Below are 16,779 nucleotides of genomic sequence, written 5' to 3'. Positions count from 1 at the left end.
TTGTTCAGTTACTATAACCTTAGTTATAGCGCCCTGCACATTGGTTCGTCTTGTTCAGTTTTCAAAGGTCTTTGTCGCTCTCGCGCGACAACTATATTAGTATATCATGACCTACCCTTACTGTCAACACTTTTTCTCAAAAAAATTTATTTTTTTGAAAGTTCATTTATACACTGTCAACTTTCAGTTCTTAAATTGTATTTTTAAAATCCTTCAGATAGTTCTCTAATTTCTTTTTCATTTTTGTTTTTCCTAGACATCTTCTGTTTGCTAGTAATGCTTCATATTGTTCTTTTTCTTTTACGGTTAATTTTTCTTTAAAACGTTTTAATGCATCTCTAAGAACAACCAGCTCATCTAAATATATTTTTCTTGATGAAATTCTGTGACTAATTTCTCCAATTTCAATATATGGAAGTCTATTTATTTTTCTCTTATCACTTTCCTGTTGTCTTATTTTATCTTTAATATGATTTCTAAATTTTGTTTTAAAATATGTATAAAGTAATTCTTCATTTGTTTCAATTTCAGGATTTTTTTGATAAAGTTCAAAGAGTGTTAGCTGTCCTTCTTGTTCCCAATCATCCTTTTCCCATAATTGAATATAATATTCTTTTTCACATTTTCTTACGATATATTTTACTTTTTGATACATTTTATTAAATTCCATAAGCTCTCCTTTACTTTTATCTGTATTTTATAAAAATAAAGAAGCCCATTGGACTTTTTTTCTATTCTGCACGTTTTTTTAACTATTTGGTTATTATTTTTAATTATTTTGTCCAAATACACAAAAAAACTGCCACTTGGTGACAGTTCATCGATAGTCCGTACGGGATTCGAACCCGTGTTACCGCCGTGAAAAGGCGGTGTCTTAACCCCTTGACCAACGGACCATTTTTACAACATATTCTATTATACAGAATATTTTTACTCTGTCAACACTTTTTTAATAAAAAAAGAAGGAAATATTTTCCTTCTTTTGAATTAGTTATTTTCTTCTAATTTTGACTTAATCTCATCATATGATAGAGGTTTTGCTTCTTCTTCTAATTCATGCTCTGAATTTTCAGGCATTTTTCCTGTTTCATATAATGATTTAATTTGAACACTATCCAAGGTTTCATATTTTAATAGAGCTTCCGCAATTAGTTTATGCGTTTCTCTATTTCCTTGAATAATTTCTGCCGCTTTATTACGGGCTTCATTCAACAGACTACGAACTTCTTCATCAATTTCGTAAGCTGTTCGTTCTGAAATCATTTTTTGTGGGCTTTGAGCACCAAACATTGCATGATTTCCTTCATATTGGACCGGTCCAAGTTTTTCACTCATACCATATTCTGTCACCATTGCACGCGCCATTTGGGTAGCTTGTTCAAAGTCATTTGAAGCACCGGTTGTTTGCGAATTGAAAATAATTTCTTCGGCAACACGTCCTCCCATGAGCCCAGCTAATTGTTCTTTCATATCTTCTTTAGAAAGTAACATTTGATCTTCTTTAGGAAGGGCAATCATGTAACCGCCTGCACGACCACGTGGAACAATAGTAACTTTATGAACTACACGAGCATTTGATAAGACCAGACCAACGATTGTATGACCAGCTTCGTGATAAGCAACCATTTCACGTTCTTTTTGTGAAATCGTCCGATCTTTCTTAGATGGACCTGCAATAACACGATCTTCTGCTTCATCGATATCAGCAGCATCAATTACTTTTTTATTTCGACGAGCTGCAACCAAGGCTGCTTCGTTCAAAACATTTTCGAGATCAGCACCGACAAATCCTGGTGTTTGTTGAGCAACCAATTTCAAGTCCACATCTTGAGCAAGTGGCTTATTCTTAGCATGAACACGAAGAATTGCCTCACGACCTTTCACATCTGGACGTCCAACCAATACTTTACGGTCAAAACGGCCAGGACGAAGAAGGGCAGGGTCAAGGACATCAGAACGGTTAGTTGCTGCGATAACAATGATTCCTTCGTTGCCTTCAAAACCATCCATCTCAATCAAGAGCTGGTTAAGGGTTTGTTCACGTTCATCATTTCCGCCACCAAGACCTACACCACGTTGGCGCCCAACAGCATCAATTTCATCGATAAAGATAATGGCTGGTGCTGCTTTTTTAGCATCTTCAAAAAGTGAACGAACCCGGCTAGCACCGACTCCGACAAACATTTCAACGAAGTCAGAACCAGAGATACTGAAGAATGGCACTCCAGCTTCACCAGCTACTGCTTTTGCTAAAAGGGTTTTACCAGTTCCTGGAGGGCCTTCAAGAAGCACACCTGCTGGGATTCTTGCACCCAATTTAGTAAAGCGTTTTGGATCTTTTAAAAATTCAACAACTTCAACAAGTTCTTGTTTTTCTTCTTCAGCTCCTGCTACATCTGAAAAACGAACTTTAATATCTTCTTTATTAGCAGCGCGGGCTTTATTACGACCAAAGTTCATGGCACCTCTGGCACCTCCGCCACCGCCTTGGTTCATCATTGAGAAGAAGAAGAACATGACGATAACAAATGGAACAATTGAAGTGAGAATGGTTATCCACATGCCACTTGAGCTCTCACGCTTGATGGTGATTTCTGCTTTGTGGTCAGCTGCTAATTTTTGTAATTCATTGACGGTGATATCAGATGGAAGGATGACACTAGTAAAGCGAGATACTTTTTGAACACTTGGGGTAAAAAATTGAATTCCTGTATCTTCTTTTGATTCTTTTGCTTTATTATAGGTACCTGCAATTTCAATCACACTACCATTTGGTTGGTAACTGATCGTTTTTACATTATCATTTTTAATTTCTTTGACCAATTCTGTGTAGTTGATTTGCTGACTTTGACCAACCCCATTACCCGCAAAAAAGTACTGGAATCCTGTCACAGCCGCTACAATAATCAACAAATACAGAAATGGATTTCGGACAAAACCGTTATTTTTTCTGTTATTCATCTAGTCTCCTCTATTTTGAGTACACTTCCTCTTTTAATACACCAACATAGGGTAGGTTACGATAATTTTCATCATAGTCTAAACCATATCCTACAACAAACTCATTTGGAATCGTAAAGCAGGTGTAATCTGCTTCAATCTCAACCAAACGTCCTTCAGGTTTATCCAGTAAGGTAGCAATCTTCACAGATGCTGCATTTCGTTCTTCAAAGAGTTCTTTTAGACTCTTGAGGGTTTTACCTGTATCGATAATATCTTCTACAAATAAAATATCTCTACCAGTAATATCTTGGTCGATATCCTTGATAATATTAATAATACCTGAGCTTGCCGTACCACCATGATAACTTGAAACCAGCATAAAATCCAATTCAATATGTGTATCCACGTGGTTGATCAACTCTGCCATAAATGGAACAGAGCCTTTCAAAATTCCAACAAAAATTGGATTTTTCCCTTGGTACTCTTTTGTTAGGGTTTCACCCAATTTCTTTGCTGCTTCTACAATTTCATCATGTGAAACCAATACTTTTTTTATATCTTTTTCTAACATGTTTTTACCTATCTATTTTTTGAATATAAAGATTATCTTTCATTATACCACTTTTTGAGGGTTGACTCAAATCACTCGTTACCAATCCCACTACAGAAAGAATATTATGATTTTGTTCTATAATGAGAGCCTTTTGCCGAAGAGAAATTGGAATTTTATGGTTGATAAACCACCGTCTTAATTTTTGATGGTGGCCATTAACAAGTAGCTGATCTCCTTCCTTTCTCCTTCTAATTAAGATGGGAGTTTCGCGTGAAACAGAAAGAATTTCTACATTTTCCCCTACTAATGGTTGTCCAAAAGATAGTTTATAATTTGCAATGTCAAAGATATTCCCAAATTCTAACAAAAATGGGAGGGGGTGGTCATCCGACTTTTGACTGATTTTTTGTATTTCAAAGAAATCATATTCTTGATGTAGTTCATAATTCGACTTTAAATAATGAACGCAATTTCTTTTTTTTCGCAGTAAATCTAATAATTCTTGAAACTGGGCCCTACCAAGTTGCAAATCTGGAAATTGTGCCAAATACTCTTCTAATAAGAATGATTGTACAGAATGAGAATACGTTCTAAAAGAAGCTAAATCTTGAATGGTTAACTCGCTAGTCAATTCTTTCAGTGCTTGGTGCCAATGAGTCACTTCTTCTGCTAAATAACGAAGACTTACTTGCATTTGAGGATTTTCTTTTTCAAATTCTGGAAGGTATTGATGGCGTACACGATTTCGAAAATAGTCCTGTGAGTCATTGCTACTGTCTTCAAAGTGAGGGATTTTCATCAACTCATCTTTGGTAAAAGTTAACAAAGGACGGATTAACTCACCCTTACCAAATGGTTGGCGTACAGGAATACCACTTAAATGGCGTAATTTTGTTCCTCGTATTAAGCGCATGAAAGTTGTTTCGGCTTGATCGTTTGCATGATGACCTGTTACTAAAGCGGTGCAATCCTCTTTCTCCATAATCTGTTTAAAAAAATCATAACGAAAGGTACGAGCTTTTGCTTCTGTAAAATCACCCGAATAGTGAGCCACATGGATACGTGTCTCTCGCCTATCAGTTAGCGTTCGAAGTTCACTTTCTTCTAAATCCGATTCTGGTCTTTGTCCATGATTGACATGAGCGAGTACCAGATGGATTTTCAATCGTTCTTTATTCTTATATAAAAGTTCATACAGATTCATTGAATCCAATCCACCAGATAAGGCAACTAAAACACGGCGATGGGGAGTAAATAGATCTTGTTTTTCACAAAACTCTAAAAATCGCTTTTCCATTATTTCAATACCTCATAGATATCTTTTGAAATGTTGGAAATCGTATCATAATTCGAATGATCTGTAAAAATGGCTATTACATAGGGTGAATTTGTATATACAATTGCAACATCATGTCTAAAATCATAGGCATCTCCAATTTTATGAGCAACTTTTACTGGAAGGTCACGCGCAATCCGTTGATCATCATATTTTGTAGAGGAGAGTGCATCAATAATAGGGCCATTTTGTTGATAGACAGCCTCCATGACATTGCCAGCCATTTCAGCGGATGCTTCTCTTTTTTCAACATCCCAATGTTTCTTTGCAATCCTATCCAAAGTTTTTTGGAAGTCTTGATCTGATTGATGAGTGACATAATAATTCAAGATATTATGTCCAACATTATCTGATTCTTTTGCAATTTTATCTACCAACTCTTGAACACTATATTCTTTTCCATCTGGTGTTTTTGAAAGGCTACCACTTCCTTCTGGTTCATAGCCACCTTTGAAATCATTGACTTCTGGAATATATTTGTAGGTTGTAGTTGGAGAAATGGCTTTTTTATTGAGCTGTTCTTGGACGTAGTACAAGTATGGTAATTTCGTTACACTGGCAGAATACATTTCTTTTTGCGGATTGATTCCAGCAGTATTTCCAGTCTCTAATTGTTTTACATAGATTCCATATGAAGGAGAATTGTATTTACTATTTAACAAGTCCTGAACTTTTTCCATTCGATTATCTTTTTCAGTAACGAATGATTTGTTCACCCAGCCCTGACCTTCAATCTCCACAAACTCATCTCGTAAAGTCTTAGCTGTACGTAAGACTGTCACTTTTGTATAAGGAGAAAGAGGTGTATTTTTTTCTTTTGCACCATTTATTAAGGGTCGGTCATACACTTTAAAACCAGGTTTTAGCCACATGTCTTGTTTTTTTTCTTGTGTTTCTTGTACAACATCAGAAAAAATGACAGAAGAATCTGCTAATACATATCCTTTATCTGCTATTTTAAATACAGCTTTCCCTTCATCATTTACAAAGAGTTGTTCGATTGTAAACGGTGTGTTGGGAAGAATTTCTCCTTTTGCTTTTTTCAACTGAGGATCAGAAAAAACAGAAATTTTGCGATAGATATTAGGGTTCGCTGGAATTGAAGAAAAATAAAGTTCTGATGGATGAGCTATTGTCTGAGAAGACTCAGACTGCTCGACACTCGCTGCTTGAGATCCAATAAATAAAATTGGAACTAACAATAGGAGCAGAAATCGTTTAGACACCTGTATTCCTTTCCTTTTCATCCTTTTGAAGTTTAATCATTTGGTTTTTCTTTTTTAATTCCTCTAATTTTTCATCCGAAAATTCAAGGAATTGTTTAACTGTTTGTAAGATATTTTCCATCGGTTATTGGGGGAGTAAATCTGGGATGGTATAAACATATTCACCATCTTTTGAAAAAGAATACTTAGCGCGTGCATATTTTGTTGCATAATCATCGTCTTTTAATTTTTTAGCGATGTCTTGTTGGTATTCTTTTTGTTCACTTGTTTCTTTATACTCTTTTTCCAACTGTTTGTATTGTTCTTTTTTATCTTGTAGCGATTGATAGCTCTGGGCTAAATTATAAGTTGGAAGAATAAACAGTAACATGACCAATATCAAAACGAGCCCCAGAAAACGATTGCGTTTTTTTCTTTCTTCTTCTAAAAAACGTTTTCGCTGACTTTCGTCTTTGATATATTTATTGTTCATTTGAACGATATTTTTAGGCATCTTCTTCTATCCTTGTTTCACTAATTATTTCGTACATTTTGGATGCATCTTCTTTTTTTGTACTATCCAACATTTCCAAGACTTTAACCGTCAATACTTTATTTCCAAAACGAACTTCAATTTGATCATTCACTTTCAAATCCGTTGAACTTTTGGCTAATACTCCATTGACTTTGATTCGTCCTTTATCTGCAACTTCCTTTGCAACAGGACGACGCTTAATAATGCGAGAAACTTTTAAATATTTATCTAATCTCATACTGTCACCTCTAACATAGTATTGTATCATTTTTTATACATAAAATGCGAAAAATGAGCTAAGAACTGCTAGTACTTTTCTTTTTCCTGTTTAATTTCCAATAAGGTTTGACCAAATTGCTTCAGAGCTTCCAAAATTTCAAAATCTTTCTTATTTCGAATATCGAAGATCACTTCAATCAATCCCTTTTCTTCTGCAATCTGTGCCTTTAACTGTGTCATTGACAGAGCTTTGAAATAATCCTGTGTTAAAAACAGTTGTTTGGCAATAGGTTCAAATTTCACTGTCACTTTTTGTTGTTTTCTATCAACAAGACGGACAAAGACTTGATCCAAGTAAGCTTTCACTAAACCAATTTCAAGTAGATAGGCGACAACATCTGGGTATTCTCCAAAACGATCAATCAATTCATCTTGCAAGTATTCATAGTCACTCGCAGAATTCATTTCACGAATTTGTTTGTAAATTTCAATTTTTTGACGTTGATCTGAAATATATTCATTAGGTAAATACGCATCTATTTGAAGGTTCAACTCTGCATTACTCTTTTGCCTACGATGCTCTTGGCCTTGTTTTTTAGCAATAGCTTCTTCTAACAATTGAGAATACATTTCAAAACCAACTGAATCGATGAAACCAGATTGAGAAGCTCCAAGAATATTCCCTGCTCCACGGATCGATAGATCTCGCATAGCAATTTTAAATCCAGACCCCAATTCAGTAAAACCTTTAATCGCTTCTAAACGTTTTTCAGACACTTCTGTAAGAGATTTGTCTGGACGATACATCAAATAAGCATAAGCGATTCGGTTGCTTCGTCCTACACGACCTCTTAGTTGATAAAGAGTTGAAAGTCCCATATGATCCGCATTTTCAATAAAGAGTGTATTGGCATTTGGAATATCCACACCTGTCTCAATAATGGTTGTCGTCACTAAGACATCGTATTCGCCATTAATGAAATCCAACAAGGTATTTTCCAGGCGAACTTCACTCATTTGGCCATGAACAAAGCCAATCGAAGCCTCTGGAATCAACTCTTTTAACTCGGATACTTTTTGCTCAATCGTATCTACCTTATTGTAAAGATAGTACACTTGACCTCCACGATCTATCTCCCGCAACACAGCATCTCGAATAATAGTTGGATTGGTCTCTAGTACAAAAGTTTGCACAGGATACCGATTGGTCGGAGGTGTTTCAATGACAGACAAATCTCGAATTCCTAGCATAGACATATGGAGCGTCCGAGGAATAGGGGTAGCTGTCAAGGTAAGCACATCCACCTTTTTTTTCAATTCTTTCAAGGTTTCTTTATGCTTTACTCCAAAACGTTGCTCTTCATCGATCACAATCAAGCCCAAGTCTGAAAAGACGACATCTTTAGACAATAACCGGTGAGTTCCAATAATAATGTCCACTCGTCCTTTCTTCAATTTTTCAAGCGTTTCCTTCTGCTCTGCTTTACTCTGGAAACGACTTAAAACAGCAACTTCTACCGCAAAAGCTTCAAAACGCTCCTTAAAATTGGCATAATGTTGTTGGGCAAGAACAGTCGTAGGAACCAGCACTGCTACTTGTTTATGATCATTTACTGCCTTAAAGGCTGCTCGCATAGCAACTTCTGTTTTCCCAAAACCGACGTCTCCAACCAGCAGTCGGTCCATCGGACGATTCGATTCCATATCTTTTTTGATTTCTTCAATGGAGCGCAACTGATCATCTGTTTCAATATATGGAAAATCTTGTTCAAAAGCTTCTTGATTTTCGTCATCTGAAGAATAAGCAAAACCTTCTAATTGACTACGCTCTGCATAGAGTTTTATCAAATCATCCGCAATATCCTCCACCTGGGTCTGAACCTTTTGCTTCGTTTTTTGGAAACGACCATCGTTTAATTTGTTAATTTTTGGCGTTTTTCCATCACTTGCAACGTATTTGGACAACATCTGAATCTGATCGACAGGAATCGAGATGCGATCTCCATTTTGATATTGAATTGAAACATAATCACGATGGACACCCGAAATTTCAATCGTTTCAATTCCCAAATATTGACCAATACCATGAACTTGGTGAACAACATAGTCCCCTTTTTCCAGTTCATTATAATTTTTTAGGCGTTCTGCATTGGAAATATTTTGCCTGCGAATCTTTCGTTTGATCTTTTTCTGATAAATCTCTGATTCTGTAATGTAGACAATTTTTTCATCAACAAATTGAAAACCGTGAGCTAATCCTCCAACGACTAATTGACTAGCTTGAGGAATGATCGTATCCCCATCAATATAATCTAATCGAATTCCATACTCTTCTAAATTTTTATGGAGCTGTTGAAGATTGTGATGAGAAGTTGCTTGGACAATAACAGTATAGTTTGATTTTCGATACCGTTCAATTTCCTCTTTTAGTAAATCAAATTGTCCAAAAAATTCCTGCATGGGATATTGATTGAATTGATACAAATGATCAAACTTCAGATTTCCCAATCCTTTTTGAAAGTTTGAAAAATAAGTTGCAGGCGTATATTTTCGTAAAGTTGTACTGGTGTCTGCAAAATACACTTGGCGAGAAGAAGCTCTATTTTTATGTAAATCTTCCGTCAAGAGATTAGCTGTATCTAGTTCAAATCTCGCTATTTGATCTGCTATTTTTTGATAATCATCCAGAAAGACTGGAGTGTGTTTAGGGAGATAATCGAATAGGGTATATTGTTTCTTGTAAAAGAAACTAATAAATTTTCTAAGATCCGGATGGAGTTTCCTTTGATAAATATCTCCCAGAATTTCTGCTAGATAAGATTTAAATTCTTCATTTGCACTCTGTTCTTGCAATTGTTCTATTTGCTGCTGACCACGTATAAAATCTTCCTCTTGCAACAATAGATCACTCACTGCCTTCAGTTGAACTTCTTCAACATTTTCAACAGAACGCTGACTTTCTGGGTCAAAGATTCGGATTCCATCAATCTCATCTCCGAAAAATTCAATCCGATAGGGTTGGAGTTGGTCGATCTCAAAGATATCTAAAATATCTCCTCGTAGACTAAACTCCCCCTGTTGCAAAACTTGGCTCACCTTTTGGTAGCCAATCTTCTGTAATGTTTCACTCAGAGTAGTTAAGTCTATTTCTTGACCAACCTTCAATTTAAAAATACTAGATGTAAAAACTTTAGGAGAAGGTAATAGTAGTTTTATACCACTCACATTGGTCACAAGGATGCCTTGACGATCTTCTTGGCATAAAAAGTTCAAAGCCTCTAATCGTGCAAATTGCCTTTCTTGTGAAGCAAAAACAAATTCTGCTAAAGGGTTATCATCTCCCAAAAATGTATGGACTTTCTCTTCTCCAAGTAAGGCAATAAAATCACTGGCCAATCGTTCTGCTTCGTTATAACTGGAAGTGATGAGGACTGCTTTTTCAATAGAATCAAAGACTGAAGCCATTACAATAGCCTTTGTGGTCGCAGATAATCCTAAGATCAATTCCCTATTATTTTTTTGCAAACCTTGTTGCCAGGATAGAAGGTTGGAGTTTTGACTCACTAAATCAATTACATTCATCTACTTACCCGTTGTATTTCTGCATGCTTCTTTCAAAATTTTCTTCTACCAAGTAATCGTTAACCGCTTCTTCTACTCGATCGATTGTTTGTAGAATAGTGATGTAATCGTCTTTATCAAATTTTCCTAATACATGATGAACAACTGACATGCCCTGCTTAGGTCTTCCAATTCCAATCTTAATTCGATAAAAAGTCTGAGTTCCAATATGATTGATAATCGATTTGATTCCGTTATGACCTCCAGCTGATCCTTTAGCTCGAAGACGAATCTTGCCAACTTCCATATCTAAATCATCGTAAATAACTAAAAGATCTTCAATCTCCAGACCATAATAAGTCAGAAGGGCATGGACTGCTTTTCCACTCTCATTCATGAAAGTGGTCGGCTTTACAAAATAGACCTTTTCGCCATTCAAAAATGTTGAGGCGATATCAGCTTGAAAAATCTTATCATGGGAGAAAGTAAGATTTAAAGACTTTGCCATTTGATCAACTAACATAAAGCCTACATTGTGTTTCGTTTCAACATACTTATCACCTGGATTTCCCAATCCAACAATTAATTTCGTCATCTCTTTCCTTTCAAAACACTAAAAGGGTTGGAAATATTTTTTCCAACCTTTACATCTTTTTAACTCTCTTATACATTAAAACGGAATTCCATGATGTCCCCATCTTGGACAACATATTCTTTTCCTTCTTCGCGCAAGCGTCCTGCTTCTTTTACAGCCTTTTCAGAACCGTATTTGACCAAATCATCATAGGACATAGTCACGGCACGAATAAATCCTTTTTCAAAATCGGAGTGGATGATTCCAGCTGCTTGAGGAGCTTTCATGCCACGTTTGAAGGTCCAAGCACGCACTTCTTTTTCACCAGCTGTGAAATAAGTGCCAAGTCCCAACAAGTGATAAGCTGCACGCGTAAGTTTATCAACTCCAGACTCTGCTAGGCCAATCGCCTCTAAAAATTCTTGTTTATCTGCATCATCTAGCTCAGAAATTTCTTCCTCAGCACGCGCAGAAATCACCACGACTTCCGCGTTCTCTGTTGCCGCAAAGTCACGAATTTGCTTCACATACTCGATAGAATCTGGATCTGCAACAACATCTTCATCCACATTGGCTACATAAAGAACTGGTTTGGTAGTCAAAAGGAAAAGTCCTTTCACCACTTTTTGTTCTTCCTCAGTGAATTCAATGGTCCGAGCCGATTTACCATCTTCAAGAACTGGTTTGATTTTTTGTAGAACATTAAATTCCGCAACAGAATCCTTATCTTTTTGTGTACGAGCGATTTTTTCTACACGCGCATAGCGTTTATTGACAGACTCTAAGTCGGCTAAAATTAATTCTAAATTGATGGTATCAATATCTGCCAGTGGATCAACAAAGGCATCTTCACGACCTTGCTCCCGCATGACATTTTCATCATCAAAAGCACGTACCACATGAACAATGGCATCTACTTCACGGATATTGGCCAAGAATTTATTACCAAGTCCTTCTCCCTTAGAAGCCCCTTTCACAATCCCCGCAATATCTGTAAATTCAAAAGTAGTCGGAACTGTCTTCTTAGGAGTAATCATTTCCGTCAATTTTTGGAGGCGTTCATCTGGAACTTCTACCATCCCAACGTTTGGATCAATGGTTGCAAAGGGATAGTTTGCGGCCTCTGCTCCTGCTTTTGTAATTGCGTTAAATAGGGTTGATTTACCAACATTTGGTAAGCCAACGATACCTGCTGTTAATGCCATTTTTCTTTTTCTCCGTTCAAATTTCAATCTCTTTTATTATAACATAATTCAAAAGACAAGTGATGAAAAATGAAATATTTCATCACCTTTGAAACTAGATTTTTTCATCAAACTGTAACGTTCTAAAAAGATAAAAATGGTATACTATATTTAACAATGAACAAAGGAGTTTTTCAGATGAAAAAACAAACATGGAAATCTATTTTTCTTTCTTTAATCGCTATCTTTACTCTCTTTCTTCTTGGAGCTTGTGGACAACAATCTGTTCAAAAATCCTATCTTCAGGCAATCAACCAAGAAAAGAAAACAGATGTTCGTATTACACTAGAACATAAAGGTGATAAAGCGATCAGTAACCAAACCACCACTACTATTTATTACAAAGAGGCGGGAGTTACGAAAGATCAATTAAAGGAAATGATCGATAAATATGATGAAGAATACAAAGATGTCAAAGGATTCACACATTCTGCTGAATATAAAGATGATTATATGGTTGAAAAAACAACACTAAATTATGAAAAGGCAGACTTAGATCAGCTAATTGAAAAGAAATTAGTAACGACACAAAAAGATAAAAAAGTCGACTATATCAGCTTCAAATCAACTTTTGATATGATGAAACAGGGTGGTTTCAAAGAAGTTAAAAATGGAAAATTTGAAGAATTAAAATAATCGAAAAGGTTCGGTCACATAAGTGACTGAACCTTTTATAGTACTTTCTTCATTTTCTGTTCAAAATCATGGCGACTCATCATGACCACATGATCACAATTGCTACACTTGATTTTTATGTCTGCACCAAGTCGCGTAATTTCCCAACGATTTGCCTTCTTGCCTGTTTCTTTAATCACACAAGCGTGGGGCTTTTTCATTTCTACAAAATCACCTAACGTATACATGATTCACCTTTGTTAATTTGTGCGAACTGGCGTAATCAATTGAATGAACCCTTGTTCATTTCCTTCTGGAACCAATGTAAACGGTCTAACAGAAGAAATAAAACGAATAACAACTTGTTCACTATCAATAGCTTTGAGCGCTTCAATCAAATAAGTTGGATTAAAGCTAATAGACAAATCCTCTCCTGAAACGGCGCTCGTATCGATCTCTTCATTTACTCGCCCAACTTCTGGTGAATGAACGTGAGAAGAAACCACTCCATTTTTGAACTCTAATTTAACCGTTCCGTTTTGAGTCGCATTTGAAAGAAGACGAGCACGCTCCATTGCAAATCGAAGGTTGGCCACATTGAAGGTTGCCTCTGTATTGAATTCTGTTGGAATGAGACGGTCTGTATCAGGATAATTTCCTTCTAGCAAACGGGTATAAAAACTAATGTGTTCACTTCTAAATAGGATTTGATTGTTAGCAAAGAAAACTTCAACTGTTTCAATATCATCAGAAAAGACAGAGGTGAATTCACGAAGAGAGCGACTTGGGATGACAACATCAAAGTTGTCTCCATTTTTCTCCAGTGTAATCACTTTCTGACTCATACGATGAGAGTCTGTTGCTACTGTTTTAAGCTCTTTATTATCTGATAAAACAAAGTGAACACCTGTCAAAATTGGACGACTTTCTTGTACACTTGCTGCAAATGCCGTTTCGTTAATCAATTGTTTTAATAATTTTGTTTCCAAAACTAATGGATTACTTGCAGCAATTTCTTGAATACGTGGATATTGATCTGCATCTTTTCCTTTAAGTGTAATTTCTGATTTACCACTTGTTAAGAGAACTTGTTTTTGTTCAATCTCTTTAAAATCTAAAGTAACATCTGGTAAACTTGAAACCACATTAATAAAGAAAGTTGCTTCCAATAAAATAGAACCTGGGGAGGTCACTAGTAAACCAGCATTTTCGTCTTTGATAGAAATAAAGTTTTCGATTGAAATTTGGCCATTCGATCCTGATAAGGCAACTCCTTCTGGAGTGACATCAATTTTAATCGTGGAAAGGATTGGAATAGCATTTTTTGAACTGATCGCTCTTTTGGTAGTATTTAGTGCTTGTAAAAATAAAGTTTTGTTAATAGAAAAATTTATCATGGTCATTCCTTTTATTTATTTTATGATTAGTAAGTTAATAGTAATAGTAGGTTGTGTGGAAGTTGTGGAAAAGTCTCAGAATCCTATCTATGACTTAAAAAGTTACTTGTTTAAAAATTGTGCATAACCCTTAGAAGTTTAGAGGAAGTTATCCACAGATTAATTTAACTTTTTCTTGATACTTTGAATTTCGAGTCGTAGATTATCATCTGTGTCGACCATACTTTTAATTTTTTCATAAGCATGAATGACAGTCGTGTGGTCTTTTCCACCGAATTCTTTTCCGATTCGAGGAAGTGAGTTGTCCGTCATCTCTCTTGAAAGATACATGGCCACTTGTCGTGCTAGGACAATATTCTGAACTCTTCGAGAACCTTTGATTTCTTTTACACTGACTCCATAAAAGGCTCCAACTGCTTCCTGAATTTTTTCAATGGGGATGACAAGCGTCTTGCTATTATCGTTTTTACGAGCTCGAATAGCTTCAGCTGCAACATCGATCGTAATTTCTTTTAGTTTTTTCACCTTCGCCATTAAAGAAATATCATTTAAGGCACCTTCTAAGTCTCGGACATTTGAATCAAACTGACCTGCTAGATATTCCAGTGTGTCATTAGGAAAAATATAGTCTAGATCTTCAATTTTATTCCGTAAGATGGCAATCCGAGTTTCAAAATCAGGTGGTGTTATATTTTGCGTTAGTCCCCATTTGAAACGAGTAACCAGTCGCTCTTCAAGACTATCTAAATGATCCGGACTTCGATCGCTTGTTAGAACAATCTGTTTGTTGTCGCTATGGAGGGCATTAAAGGTATTAAAGAATTCCTCTTGAGTCGTGACTTTTTTCCCGCCGAGTGACTGGATATCATCGATCAGTAAGAGATCAAGACTTCGATAGGTATTCTTGAACGTCTTCATTTCTCCTAATCGAAGGTGTTCTAAAAATTCATTAATAAAGGTTTCTGCTGGAACATACTTAACCCGTGCATTTGGAATATTTTCTAGGATTTGATTTCCAATTGCGTTCAATAGGTGAGTCTTTCCAAGCCCTGGTCCACCATAGATAAAGAGAGGGTTGTAAGTTGTTGCAAGATTTTCAGAAACTGCAAGCGCTGCTGCTTTCGCCCAAATATTTCCATCCCCTTGCACAAAATTATCAAATGTGTACTTTGATTTCAGACCTGTATCAATTTTAGGCAACGGTTCGGTTGTTAAGCTACCTGAAGATAATCTCCTATTCTCACCGCTATGACTACTAGGAATTTCTTCGGTATCTTCAAAAACGAAATGGAACTTCAAATCTGTATTGTAGACTTCAAAGCTGGCTGTGATCAAAGCATTTTTTAGATTTGTTTCCCAAAATAATTCTTTATAATTTCCATCAAGATAAATGGTAGCCGTTTCTCCATCGATTTTGACTAATTTTGAATCGGCGACAAAAAAATCATAGGCACTATCTTTTAGTTGTAATTGGGCTAATTCTAAAAAACGAGACCAAAATTGCTCTTCTTGTGACACTATCAGACTTCCCTCCTTTTCTTGAATTGTATCAAATCATACGTACTCCTATTCTACCACAAACAAAAATAGTTTTCCACAGGCTAAATTTCATGAGATTAAATTATAGTTTTAAACTTTTCCACAAGTTGTGGATTTAAATTCACATTGTTTTTAAAAGTTATCCACAAAGTGGGGATAACTAGAGAATATCCTTATTTTTCTGCTATTTACAAAAGATTTTTATGGTGGAAAAGCTTGTCAATATAAAAAATAAAAATAACAGCCTTATTTAAGGCTGTTGATAATTCGTTGGTATTCATCAAGACTGGAAAAAGAAATTTGGATAGTTCCTTTATTTTGAGAAGAGGGGTGTATCGTCACTTCTGTTCCCAATATTTTTTTCAATCGTTGTTCCTCTTCTAGTAGGAAGCTCTCTTTTGCTTTTTTATTTTTCTGTTTTCTTTTTGAACTGATCTTGTTTTCTAATGTTCGAACATTTAAATGATCCTGTTTGATTCGCTCCAACCAAAAGCGCTGCTCTTCTTCATCAAGAGGAACAAGAACACGCGCGTGAGCCGAAGAAATATCATTTTGAATGACTGCTTCTTGAACAGAGGGAGCTAGATGTAACAAGCGAAGCATATTGCTGATATAGGGTCTAGATTTCCCCATAAATTGAGCGATTTGGTCGTGCTTATAGCCATGATCAACGAGCTTCTGGTAGGAGATAGCTTCTTCAATTGGATTGAGATCTTCTCGTTGAAGATTTTCAATAATGGCTTGTCGCATCATTTCTTGATCCGTTAACTCTTTAATAATCGCAGGAACAAGCTCTAATCCAGCAATTTTTGAAGCTCTAAAACGTCTTTCACCTGCAAGCAATTCAAAACCAATTATTGGAGATTTTCTGACAATAATGGGTTGAATTAAGCCATTTTCTTTGATTGACTGAGCCAGTTCTTCTAATTTTTCTTGATCAAATACTTTTCTTGGTTGGAAAGGATTGGTTCGAATGTCCTTTACCGCTATTTTTTCTAATTTTTCCATCTTATGAATAGAATAACACACCTTTACAAATTCGTAAAGGTGTGTTTACA

The 16,779-nt window shown here is 35.9% G+C and carries 16 protein-coding genes and 1 tRNA gene; 1 reads left to right on the top strand and 16 read right to left on the bottom strand.

Annotated features, from left to right (window positions below; all coding sequences use genetic code 11):
• Positions 1-190: 190 nt before the first annotated feature.
• The 12 genes from QM870_RS08710 to ychF form a co-directional block, all read right to left on the bottom strand.
• On the bottom strand, positions 191-670 hold the full coding sequence (locus QM870_RS08710; protein ID WP_049473250.1) for a sigma-70 family RNA polymerase sigma factor: 480 nt from the start codon (positions 668-670) through the stop codon (positions 191-193).
• A 154-nt stretch (positions 671-824) separates the two neighbouring features.
• Positions 825-896, bottom strand: a tRNA-Glu gene (locus QM870_RS08705).
• 91 nt (positions 897-987) lie between these two features.
• A complete protein-coding gene (ftsH, locus tag QM870_RS08700; protein ID WP_049473251.1) occupies positions 988-2,961 on the bottom strand; it encodes an ATP-dependent zinc metalloprotease FtsH in 1,974 nt (657 codons plus the stop codon).
• Positions 2,962-2,971: 10 nt separating this feature from the next.
• Complete coding sequence (gene hpt, locus QM870_RS08695) at positions 2,972-3,514, bottom strand: hypoxanthine phosphoribosyltransferase (protein WP_003018402.1); 543 nt, start codon at positions 3,512-3,514, stop codon at positions 2,972-2,974.
• Between the two features lie 4 nt (positions 3,515-3,518).
• On the bottom strand, positions 3,519-4,793 hold the full coding sequence (gene tilS, locus QM870_RS08690) for a tRNA lysidine(34) synthetase TilS (protein ID WP_414369317.1): 1,275 nt from the start codon (positions 4,791-4,793) through the stop codon (positions 3,519-3,521).
• Positions 4,793-6,079 (bottom strand): serine hydrolase, encoded by a 1,287-nt coding sequence (locus QM870_RS08685; protein ID WP_155168179.1) that lies wholly within the window; start codon positions 6,077-6,079, stop codon positions 4,793-4,795. The genes tilS and QM870_RS08685 overlap by 1 nt, the downstream gene beginning before the upstream one ends.
• Positions 6,051-6,179 carry an SP_0009 family protein gene (locus tag QM870_RS08680; protein ID WP_003009253.1) on the bottom strand — a complete coding sequence of 43 codons (129 nt, stop codon included), beginning with the start codon at positions 6,177-6,179 and terminating at the stop codon, positions 6,051-6,053. The genes QM870_RS08685 and QM870_RS08680 overlap by 29 nt, the downstream gene beginning before the upstream one ends.
• A gap of 3 nt (positions 6,180-6,182) precedes the next feature.
• Positions 6,183-6,551: an FtsB family cell division protein gene (locus tag QM870_RS08675; protein WP_003009251.1), complete on the bottom strand. Its 369-nt coding sequence runs from the start codon at positions 6,549-6,551 to the stop codon at positions 6,183-6,185.
• Positions 6,544-6,810, bottom strand: a complete 267-nt coding sequence (locus QM870_RS08670; protein ID WP_003002258.1) for an RNA-binding S4 domain-containing protein — start codon at positions 6,808-6,810, stop codon at positions 6,544-6,546. Before QM870_RS08670 ends, QM870_RS08675 begins: the two co-directional genes overlap by 8 nt.
• Positions 6,811-6,878: 68 nt before the next feature.
• The gene (gene mfd, locus QM870_RS08665; RefSeq protein ID WP_414369314.1) at positions 6,879-10,373 is read right to left on the bottom strand and encodes a transcription-repair coupling factor; all 3,495 of its coding nucleotides are present in this window, start codon (positions 10,371-10,373) and stop codon (positions 6,879-6,881) included.
• Between the two features lie 4 nt (positions 10,374-10,377).
• Positions 10,378-10,947 (bottom strand): aminoacyl-tRNA hydrolase, encoded by a 570-nt coding sequence (gene pth / locus QM870_RS08660; RefSeq protein WP_155168184.1) that lies wholly within the window; start codon positions 10,945-10,947, stop codon positions 10,378-10,380.
• 68 nt (positions 10,948-11,015) lie between these two features.
• Positions 11,016-12,131: a redox-regulated ATPase YchF gene (gene ychF / locus QM870_RS08655; protein WP_049475054.1), complete on the bottom strand. Its 1,116-nt coding sequence runs from the start codon at positions 12,129-12,131 to the stop codon at positions 11,016-11,018.
• Between the two features lie 177 nt (positions 12,132-12,308).
• Here ychF and QM870_RS08650 point away from each other — a divergent pair, with 177 nt between their 5' ends.
• Positions 12,309-12,806 (top strand): DUF1307 domain-containing protein, encoded by a 498-nt coding sequence (locus tag QM870_RS08650; protein ID WP_031574824.1) that lies wholly within the window; start codon positions 12,309-12,311, stop codon positions 12,804-12,806.
• 35 nt (positions 12,807-12,841) lie between these two features.
• On the opposite strand, the gene QM870_RS08645 is transcribed toward QM870_RS08650, so the two are convergent.
• The 4 genes from QM870_RS08645 to QM870_RS08630 all read right to left on the bottom strand — a co-directional run bounded on the left by QM870_RS08645 (position 12,842) and on the right by QM870_RS08630 (position 16,729).
• Entirely contained in the window at positions 12,842-13,033 is a 192-nt protein-coding gene (locus QM870_RS08645; RefSeq protein WP_003002008.1) for a DUF951 domain-containing protein, read from the bottom strand.
• A 12-nt stretch (positions 13,034-13,045) separates the two neighbouring features.
• Positions 13,046-14,182, bottom strand: coding sequence for a DNA polymerase III subunit beta (dnaN, locus tag QM870_RS08640; protein ID WP_021154169.1), 1,137 nt, complete (start codon positions 14,180-14,182; stop codon positions 13,046-13,048).
• Positions 14,183-14,341: 159 nt separating this feature from the next.
• Complete coding sequence (gene dnaA, locus QM870_RS08635; protein WP_031574821.1) at positions 14,342-15,700, bottom strand: chromosomal replication initiator protein DnaA; 1,359 nt, start codon at positions 15,698-15,700, stop codon at positions 14,342-14,344.
• A gap of 267 nt (positions 15,701-15,967) precedes the next feature.
• Positions 15,968-16,729 (bottom strand): ParB/RepB/Spo0J family partition protein, encoded by a 762-nt coding sequence (locus QM870_RS08630; protein WP_155168188.1) that lies wholly within the window; start codon positions 16,727-16,729, stop codon positions 15,968-15,970.
• Positions 16,730-16,779: the final 50 nt, after the last annotated feature.

The organism is Streptococcus parasanguinis (assembly GCF_047463195.1).
Lineage (GTDB): Bacteria > Bacillota > Bacilli > Lactobacillales > Streptococcaceae > Streptococcus > Streptococcus parasanguinis_R.
This window is presented reverse-complemented; position numbering and strand designations above follow the sequence as displayed.

Coding starts and splice junctions, on each gene's coding strand:
- QM870_RS08685 (WP_155168179.1), bottom strand. CDS start 6,079: ATGAAAAGGAAAGGAATACAGGTGTCTAAACGATTTCTGCTCCTATTG.
- ftsH (WP_049473251.1), bottom strand. CDS start 2,961: ATGAATAACAGAAAAAATAACGGTTTTGTCCGAAATCCATTTCTGTAT.
- QM870_RS08670 (WP_003002258.1), bottom strand. CDS start 6,810: ATGAGATTAGATAAATATTTAAAAGTTTCTCGCATTATTAAGCGTCGT.
- hpt (WP_003018402.1), bottom strand. CDS start 3,514: ATGTTAGAAAAAGATATAAAAAAAGTATTGGTTTCACATGATGAAATT.
- mfd (WP_414369314.1), bottom strand. CDS start 10,373: ATGAATGTAATTGATTTAGTGAGTCAAAACTCCAACCTTCTATCCTGG.
- QM870_RS08630 (WP_155168188.1), bottom strand. CDS start 16,729: ATGGAAAAATTAGAAAAAATAGCGGTAAAGGACATTCGAACCAATCCT.
- QM870_RS08680 (WP_003009253.1), bottom strand. CDS start 6,179: ATGGAAAATATCTTACAAACAGTTAAACAATTCCTTGAATTTTCGGAT.
- QM870_RS08645 (WP_003002008.1), bottom strand. CDS start 13,033: ATGTATACGTTAGGTGATTTTGTAGAAATGAAAAAGCCCCACGCTTGT.
- tilS (WP_414369317.1), bottom strand. CDS start 4,793: ATGGAAAAGCGATTTTTAGAGTTTTGTGAAAAACAAGATCTATTTACT.
- QM870_RS08675 (WP_003009251.1), bottom strand. CDS start 6,551: ATGCCTAAAAATATCGTTCAAATGAACAATAAATATATCAAAGACGAA.
- pth (WP_155168184.1), bottom strand. CDS start 10,947: ATGACGAAATTAATTGTTGGATTGGGAAATCCAGGTGATAAGTATGTT.
- QM870_RS08650 (WP_031574824.1), top strand. CDS start 12,309: ATGAAAAAACAAACATGGAAATCTATTTTTCTTTCTTTAATCGCTATC.
- ychF (WP_049475054.1), bottom strand. CDS start 12,131: ATGGCATTAACAGCAGGTATCGTTGGCTTACCAAATGTTGGTAAATCA.
- QM870_RS08710 (WP_049473250.1), bottom strand. CDS start 670: ATGGAATTTAATAAAATGTATCAAAAAGTAAAATATATCGTAAGAAAA.
- dnaN (WP_021154169.1), bottom strand. CDS start 14,182: ATGATAAATTTTTCTATTAACAAAACTTTATTTTTACAAGCACTAAAT.